Annotated in this window: 7 protein-coding genes; 4 read left to right on the forward strand and 3 right to left on the reverse strand. The window is 73.8% G+C overall.

Features of this window, described 5'->3' with window-relative positions:
• Positions 1-21: 21 nt before the first annotated feature.
• Together ACZ31C_RS16720 and ACZ31C_RS16725 are read right to left on the reverse strand one after the other, a co-directional pair.
• Complete coding sequence (locus ACZ31C_RS16720) at positions 22-642, reverse strand: DUF3515 domain-containing protein (RefSeq protein WP_465796045.1); 621 nt, start codon at positions 640-642, stop codon at positions 22-24.
• The gene (locus tag ACZ31C_RS16725; RefSeq protein WP_088646044.1) at positions 643-876 is read right to left on the reverse strand and encodes an Lrp/AsnC ligand binding domain-containing protein; all 234 of its coding nucleotides are present in this window, start codon (positions 874-876) and stop codon (positions 643-645) included.
• A gap of 166 nt (positions 877-1,042) precedes the next feature.
• On the opposite strand from ACZ31C_RS16725, the gene ACZ31C_RS16730 reads away from it, so the two are divergent.
• Together ACZ31C_RS16730 and ACZ31C_RS16735 are read left to right on the forward strand one after the other, a co-directional pair.
• Positions 1,043-1,981: a thiamine-phosphate kinase gene (locus ACZ31C_RS16730; protein WP_465796046.1), complete on the forward strand. Its 939-nt coding sequence runs from the start codon at positions 1,043-1,045 to the stop codon at positions 1,979-1,981.
• Between the two features lie 41 nt (positions 1,982-2,022).
• Entirely contained in the window at positions 2,023-2,490 is a 468-nt protein-coding gene (locus ACZ31C_RS16735; RefSeq protein WP_465796047.1) for a GNAT family N-acetyltransferase, read from the forward strand.
• 217 nt (positions 2,491-2,707) lie between these two features.
• Here ACZ31C_RS16735 and rpmB read toward each other — a convergent pair whose 3' ends face one another.
• Entirely contained in the window at positions 2,708-2,899 is a 192-nt protein-coding gene (rpmB, locus tag ACZ31C_RS16740; protein WP_093401721.1) for a 50S ribosomal protein L28, read from the reverse strand.
• Between the two features lie 318 nt (positions 2,900-3,217).
• On the opposite strand from rpmB, the gene ACZ31C_RS16745 reads away from it, so the two are divergent.
• A complete protein-coding gene (locus tag ACZ31C_RS16745; protein ID WP_465796239.1) occupies positions 3,218-5,008 on the forward strand; it encodes a DAK2 domain-containing protein in 1,791 nt (596 codons plus the stop codon).
• Positions 5,005-7,215: an ATP-dependent DNA helicase RecG gene (gene recG / locus ACZ31C_RS16750; RefSeq protein ID WP_465796048.1), complete on the forward strand. Its 2,211-nt coding sequence runs from the start codon at positions 5,005-5,007 to the stop codon at positions 7,213-7,215. Before ACZ31C_RS16745 ends, recG begins: the two co-directional genes overlap by 4 nt.
• Positions 7,216-7,234 lie beyond the last annotated feature (19 nt).

Here is a 7,234-nt window from a genome sequence, read left to right on the forward strand (position 1 = left end):
GGCCCGCCGTCGGCAGGTGGGTCAGGCGGTGCAGCCGGTGGGCTTCGAGTCGCCCGACGGGATCGACTCGACGATGGTCGCGGAGATCGGAGCGGCCCACTGCAACGCCTCGCCGTAGAAGTGCGGCACCCGCAGGGTCACCTCCGTCTCCCGGTCGACCGTGGTCAGCTCCGTCGCGTCCGGCCCCTCCACCGCAAACCAGCAGACCGAGTTGACCAGGTAGAGATGCGCGTCGCGGGCCAGGGCGGGCCGGTCGGCACCGCAGGCCACCGTCAACGCCGGATCGCCGTACGCGGCGTTCTGCTCGGGACCGGCCGAGACCGGCCGTTGCGGCAGCTCGCGGACCGTGTCCGGCAACTGTGACAACAGGGCGCGACAGACCACGGTCGGTCGTTCGGCCAGCTCCGGAGCCGCCATCTCGACCGGGCTGGTGGACCGGGGAGCGGCCGTGCTCGGTGACGCCGTGGGTGCGGCGGCCGGCTCGCTCGACGGGAGATTGGCCCAGGCGACCGCGCCCACCAGCAGCGCCACCGGCAGCGCCACGGCGGTGGCGATCAGCGCGGCGGAACGAGTGGTCCGGTCGGGCTTCTTCGCACCCTCGGTGCGGTCGCCGTCGGCCGGCTTCTCGGTGGTCTCGTCCACTTACAGTCGCACCACCGAACAGGTCAGGGTGCGGGTGATGCCCGGCACCATCTGCACGTTGCTGACGATGAGCTTGCCCAGCTCATCGACGGTGTTGGCCTCGGTGAGCACGACCACGTCGTACGGCCCGGTGACGGCGTCGACCCGGACCACACCGGCGAGATCCGCGATGAGACCGGCCACGTCACGTGCCCGACCGACCTCTGTCTGGATGAGGATGTACGCCTGTACCACGCTCGACCTCCCTCCGTCGCCGCCGTCAAGCGGCCCGAAGGGAGAAAGTACCTTACGGACCAGGGGTGATCCCTATCGGTGGCCAAGGAGAAGCAGTGAGCGAGCGAGCTGAGCGGCTCAACGCGACGACGTCCCCCGTCGGCACGGGGCGTGACGGAGCGGCGGCGTGAGCGTGGCGGGTGTCGGCGAGTTCGGGCTGATCGACCGGGTGACCTCCCGCCTGTCGTACGGCTCCACGGTGCTGCTCGGCCCCGGTGACGACGCGGCCGTGGTCGCCGCGCCCGACGCCCGGGTGGTCGCCTCGACGGACGTACTGGTGGAGGGGCGACACTTCCGCCGGGACTGGTCCGGCGCGTACGACATCGGGCGCCGGGCGGCGGCGGCGAACCTCGCGGACGTGGTGGCGATGGGCGCCGACCCGACCGCGCTGCTGGTGGCGCTCTGCGTACCGGCCGACGCGGCCACCGACTGGGTGGAGCAACTCGCCGACGGGCTCGGTGCCGAGGCGGCCGAGGTCGGCGCCAGCGTGGTGGGCGGGGACATGTCGGCCAGCCCCACCCTGACCATCGCGGTCACCGCCCTGGGTGACCTGGGCGGTCGTGCCCCGGTGACCCGGGCCGGTGCGCGACCCGGGGACCTCGTCGCCCTGGCCGGTCGCACCGGGTACGCGGCGGCCGGATTCACCGTGCTCTCCCGAGGGTTCCGGACGCCCCGGCTGCTGGTCGAGGCGTACCGGCGGCCGGAGGTGCCCTATCCGGCCGGGCCCCAGGCCGCCCGGCTCGGTGCCACCGCGATGATCGACGTGTCCGACGGGCTGCTCGCCGACCTCGGGCACGTGGCGAGGGCCAGCGGGGTGACCGTCGACCTCACCCGGAACGCCTTCGAGGTGCCGCCGCAGATGCGGGACGCCGCGCAGGCTCTCGGCGTCGACCCGTACTCCTGGTTGCTGGCGGGTGGCGACGATCACGCCCTGGTGGCGACCTTCCCGCCGACCACGGCGCTGCCCGCCGACTGGCGGGTGGTCGGCCGGGTCGGGGAGGGCTCCGGAGTGACCGTGGACGGGCGACCGTTCGACGGTCCGGGCGGCTGGGATCACTTCCGGTGACCCCGCCCGGTAAGGGGCAGGTTGGGTCGTACCCTTTACCTGTGCAGCAGATCGAGATCCACGTGGTGCCCTTCGACTCCCCGGTCGCGCAGCGGTTGATCACCGCCGCGCTGGCCGATCTGGGCGCCCGCTACGGCGGCAGCGGTGACGAGACCCCGGTCGACGCCGACGAGTTCGCGCCCCCGGCCGGGGCGTTCCTGGTCGCCCACCTGGACGGGCAGCCGGTCGGCTGCGGCGGCTGGCGCAGTCACGGCGACCAGGGCGACACCGCCGAGCTGAAGCGGATGTACACCGCGCCGCAGGCCCGTGGCCGAGGGGTGGCCCGGACGGTGCTCGCGGCCATCGAGCGCTCGGCCCGCGAGCACGGCCGCAAGCGCCTCATCCTGGAGTGCGGCGACCGGCAGCCCGAGGCGATCGCGATGTACACCGGTGCCGGCTACGAGCGGATCCCCAACTTCGGCTTCTACGCCGCCGAGCCCGGCTGCCTGTCGTTCGGCCGCACGCTCTGAGCTGTTCTGAGCTGTTCTGAGATGTAAGGAAGGGTCCCCTGCTAACGCCTGGTGTATAGCAGGGGACCCTTCCTAACATCAGTGCCGGCGCGACGGCGATGCCGCCGGTTCGTTGCCGGCGCGAGTCGGTGCCGGCGGTGCGGACCTTCCGGGCGCGGACACGACGATGCCGGTGGGCCATCGGCCCACCGGCATCGAACGACAGTGTGATCCCGCGTCAGGCGCGGGCGACCTTGCCCGCCTTGATGCAGGACGTGCAGACCTTCAGCTTCTTGGTCGTGCCGCCACCGGCGGGGGTACGCACCGACTGGATGTTCGGGTTCCAGCGGCGGTTGGTCCGCCGGTGCGAGTGGGACACGTTGTGGCCGAAGCCCGGTCCCTTGCCACAGACGTCGCACACGCTAGCCACGGGATACTCCTGGGTTTGAAACGTTCATGAGGTCGCCGGCAGGTGCTGCCCGGGCAACCTGGCCAGGGTACCCGATGGTGGAACCGGCTGCCCAATCGGCCCCGGCCCGGCCTCGGCGGCCACCGTCCGGCACCAGGGCCGGCTCCACCGGGAGCCCGGCCGCCCGACACGGCGGATCCGGCCGAGCGACACCCGGGTCCGGCCGGGTGGCATGTGGGCTGAGTGGCACGTGGATCCGGCCGCGACGTGACACGCCCGGCGACTGTCACCCTACGCCAGTAGGCTTCCACCGTGCTGGACACCCTCGATGCCGCCGCCGTGCGCCGCTGGTGTGCCAGCGGGCTGGCCACGCTCAAGCGGCACCAGCGGGAGATCGACGACCTCAACGTCTATCCGGTGCCCGACGGCGACACCGGCACCAACCTGGTGCTCACCCTCACCTCGGCCCAGCAGGCCCTGGCGATGGATCTCGACACCGGGGCGGACGGCACCTCGACCGCGCACGGGCACGCCCTGCGGCTGCTGGCCCGGGGCGCGCTGCTCGGGGCCCGGGGCAACTCCGGCGTGATCCTGTCGCAGATCCTGCGCGGCCTCGCCGACGCGCTGGGCCCCGTCCCCGAGGTGCGCGGACGGGAGCTGGCCGCCGCCCTGCGCGTGGCGAGCGTGGCGGCCTACGCGGCGGTGGCCCGGCCGGAGGAGGGCACCCTGCTGACGGTGGCGTCGGCCGCCGCCGACGCGGCCGCACGGGCCGTCGACGGCGCGCTGCCCACGGTGACGCGGGCCGCCGCGTCCGGCGCGGCGACGGCCCTGGCGCGTACGCCCGAGCAGCTGCCGGCGTTGGCCCGGGCCGGTGTGGTCGACGCCGGTGGGCGGGGGTTCTGCCTGCTGCTGGACGCGTTGGTCGAGGTGGTCACCGGGGAGACCCCGGTGACCTGCACGCCGACTCCCCGGCCGGTGCCACTGGCCGCCGCGCGGGAGACCACGTCCGCCGGGTACGCCTACGAGGTGCAGTTCCTCCTCGACGCCGAGCCCGAGGCGGTGCGGAGGATGCGCGACGAGTTGGACGCGCTCGGCGACTCCCTGGTGGTCGTCGGCGACGGCAGCCCGACCGGCGGGACCTGGCAGGTGCACGTGCACGTCGACGACATCGGGGCGGCGATCGAGGCGGGTGTGGTGGCCGGCCGCCCGTACCAAATCTCGGTGACCCGCTTCGCCGACCAGCGTGTCCCCGAGGCGACCCCGGCCTCCGACGCCGCCTCAGCCCTCGACAACACCTTCGGCCCGGCCTCGGCGCCCGGTACGCTTCCGCCCTCCGGCGCGGCCCCGACCTCGACCCCTGGCGCGGCCCCGGCCCCCGGCACGACTCCGGCCCCCGGTGCGGCGCCCGGCGCGACCCTGGCCTCCGCAGCGGTGCCGGAGCCCGACGCGGTCCGGGCAGCCGCGCCGGGTCCGGCGCCCGACGGCCGTGGGGCCGTGGTGGTGGCCACCGGGCCCGGCATCGCCGAGCTGCTGGCCGGTGAGGGCGCGGTGGTGGTGCCCGGCAACCCGTCCACCGGCGAACTGCTCGACGCGGTCCGCGCGACCGGGGCGGCGCGGGTCGTGGTGCTGCCCAACGACCCGAAGGCGCAGGCGGTGGCGAACCAGGTCGCGGTGGAGGCACACCGGTCGGGCGTGAAGGTCAGCGTGGTGCCCACCCGGTCACCGGTGCAGGCGCTCGCCGCGCTCGCCGTCCGTGACCCGAGCCGGCGCTTCGAGGACGACGTGATCGCGATGGCCGAGGCCGCCGGGGCCTGCCGGCACGCGGAGGTGTGCCGGGCCGGACGGGACGCGCTCACCGTCGCCGGTCCGTGCCGCGCCGGTGACGTACTCGCCCTGGTCGAGGGGGAGGTGCACCTGATCGGCACCGATCTGGTGCAGACCAGCGTCGCCCTGGTCGACCGGATGCTCGGCGGCGGCGGCGAACTGGTCACCCTGCTCGTCGGCGCGGACGCGCCGGACGGGCTGGCCGAGGCGGTGCGTACGCACATCGTCGGCCGGTGGCCCTTCGTGGAGGTGCACACGTATCCGGGCGGACAGCCGCATTATCCCCTGCTGGTAGGTGTCGAATGACCTCGGATGCGTCCACCGTGGACACGCCGCTCAAGAAGCTCGTCGGTGACCGGACCGCCAAGGCGCTCGCCGGTCACCTCGACCTGCACACCGCCGGTGACCTGCTCTATCACTTCCCGCGCCGGTACGACGAGCGCGGCGAGCACACCGACATCCGCGCGCTCGACGTCGGGGAGCAGGTCACCGTGCTGGCCCAGGTGCAGCGCACCGCGGTACGCCCGATGCGTCAGCGTCGGGGCAACCTGCTGGAGGTGACCGTCGGCGACGGTTCCGGCGGCACGCTCACCCTCACCTTCTTCGGTAACCAGGCATGGCGGGAGCGGGAACTGCGCCCGGGGCGGTGGGGCATGTTCGCCGGCAAGGTCACCGAGTTCCGTGGCAAGCGGCAGCTCAACGGACCCGAGTACGTGCTGCTCGGCGACCAGACCGACGGGGAGGCCGCGGCCAACGAGCAGGTGGAGGAGTTCGCCGGTGCGCTGATCCCGGTCTACCCGGCGGCTGCCGCCGTACCGACCTGGGTGATCGCCCGCTGCGTACGGGTGGTGCTGGACACGGTGGAGCCGCCGGAGGACCCGTTGCCCGCCACCGTGCGAGCCACCCGCAACCTGATCGGCCTCGACGTCGCCCTGCGCGAGATCCACCGGCCGTCCAGCCGCGAGGACCTGTACCGCGCCCGGCGCCGATTGAAGTGGGACGAGGCGTTCGCCGTGCAGTTGACCCTGGTCCGCCGCAAGCAGCAGGCCGCCGCCTGGCCGGCCCGGGCCCGCCCCGCACGGCAGGGCGGGCTACTGGACGCGTTCGACGCCCGGTTGCCGTACCAGCTCACCGGCGGCCAACGCGACGTCGGCGTGGAGATCGCGGCGGACCTGGCCACCGACCATCCGATGCACCGCCTGTTGCAGGGCGAGGTCGGCTCCGGCAAGACGGTGGTGGCGCTACGGGCCATGCTCCAGGTGGTGGACGCGGGCGGTCAGGCGGCGTTGCTGGCCCCGACGGAGGTGCTCGCCGCCCAGCACCACCGGGGCATGCTCGACCTGCTCGGCCCGCTCGCACAGGCAGGTCAGCTCGGTGCCGCCGAGCAGGCCACCCGGGTGGAACTGGTCACCGGCTCCCTGGGCGCGGCGGCCCGGCGGCGGGCCCTCGCCGAGGTCGCCAGTGGTGCGGCGGGCATCGTGCTCGGCACCCACGCCCTGCTCTACGAGGGCGTCGACTTCGCCGACCTGGGCCTGGTGGTGGTCGACGAGCAGCACCGGTTCGGCGTCGAACAGCGGGACGCGTTGCGGGCCAAGGCCGACCAGCCGCCGCACGTGCTGGTGATGACCGCCACGCCGATCCCCCGGACGGTGGCCATGACGGTCTACGGCGACCTGGAGATCTCCACGCTGTCCCAGCTCCCGCAGGGCCGTTCGCCGATCGCCTCGCACGTGGTGCCGGCCGCCGAGAAGCCCGCCTTCCTCGACCGGGCCTGGCGCCGACTGCGCGAGGAGGTCGGCAAGGGGCATCAGGCGTACGTGGTGTGTCCCCGGATCGGGGAGGCGGACGCGAAGCCCGGCGGCGACGAGGAGCCGCCGGAACTGGACGACAACGGCCGCCGTCCGCCGCTTGCGGTGACCGAGGTCGCTCCGCTGCTGGCCGAGGGACCACTGCATGGGGTACGCATCGGCGTCCTACACGGTCGACTGCCAGCCGACGAGAAGGACGCGGTGATGCGGTCCTTCGCCGCCGGGGAGTTGGACGTCCTGGTGGCCACGACCGTGGTCGAGGTCGGCGTGAACGTGCCCAACGCGACGATGATGGTGGTGCTGGACGCCGACCGGTTCGGCGTCTCCCAGTTGCACCAGCTCCGCGGCCGGGTGGGCCGGGGCAGCGCACCCGGGCTCTGCCTGTTGGTGAGCGAGGCGACCGAGGGCAGCAGTGCCCGGGAACGCCTGGATGCGGTCGCCTCCACCACCGACGGTTTCAAGCTCGCGGAGCTCGACCTGGAGCAACGGCGGGAGGGCGACGTGCTGGGCGCGACGCAGTCCGGCCGCCGCTCGCACCTGCGGCTGCTGTCGCTGCTGCGCGACGCGGACCTGATCCGTGACGCGCGGACGGAGGCGATCGAGATGGTCGAGGAGGACCCCGACCTGGCCCGGCACCCAGCCCTGGCCGCGTCGGTCGCCGCCCTGGTCGACGCGGACCGCGCGGAGTACCTCGAAAAGGGCTGAGCACCTGCGCCGAGCACCT

The sequence above is a fragment of the Micromonospora sp. NPDC023869 genome, assembly GCF_055559695.1.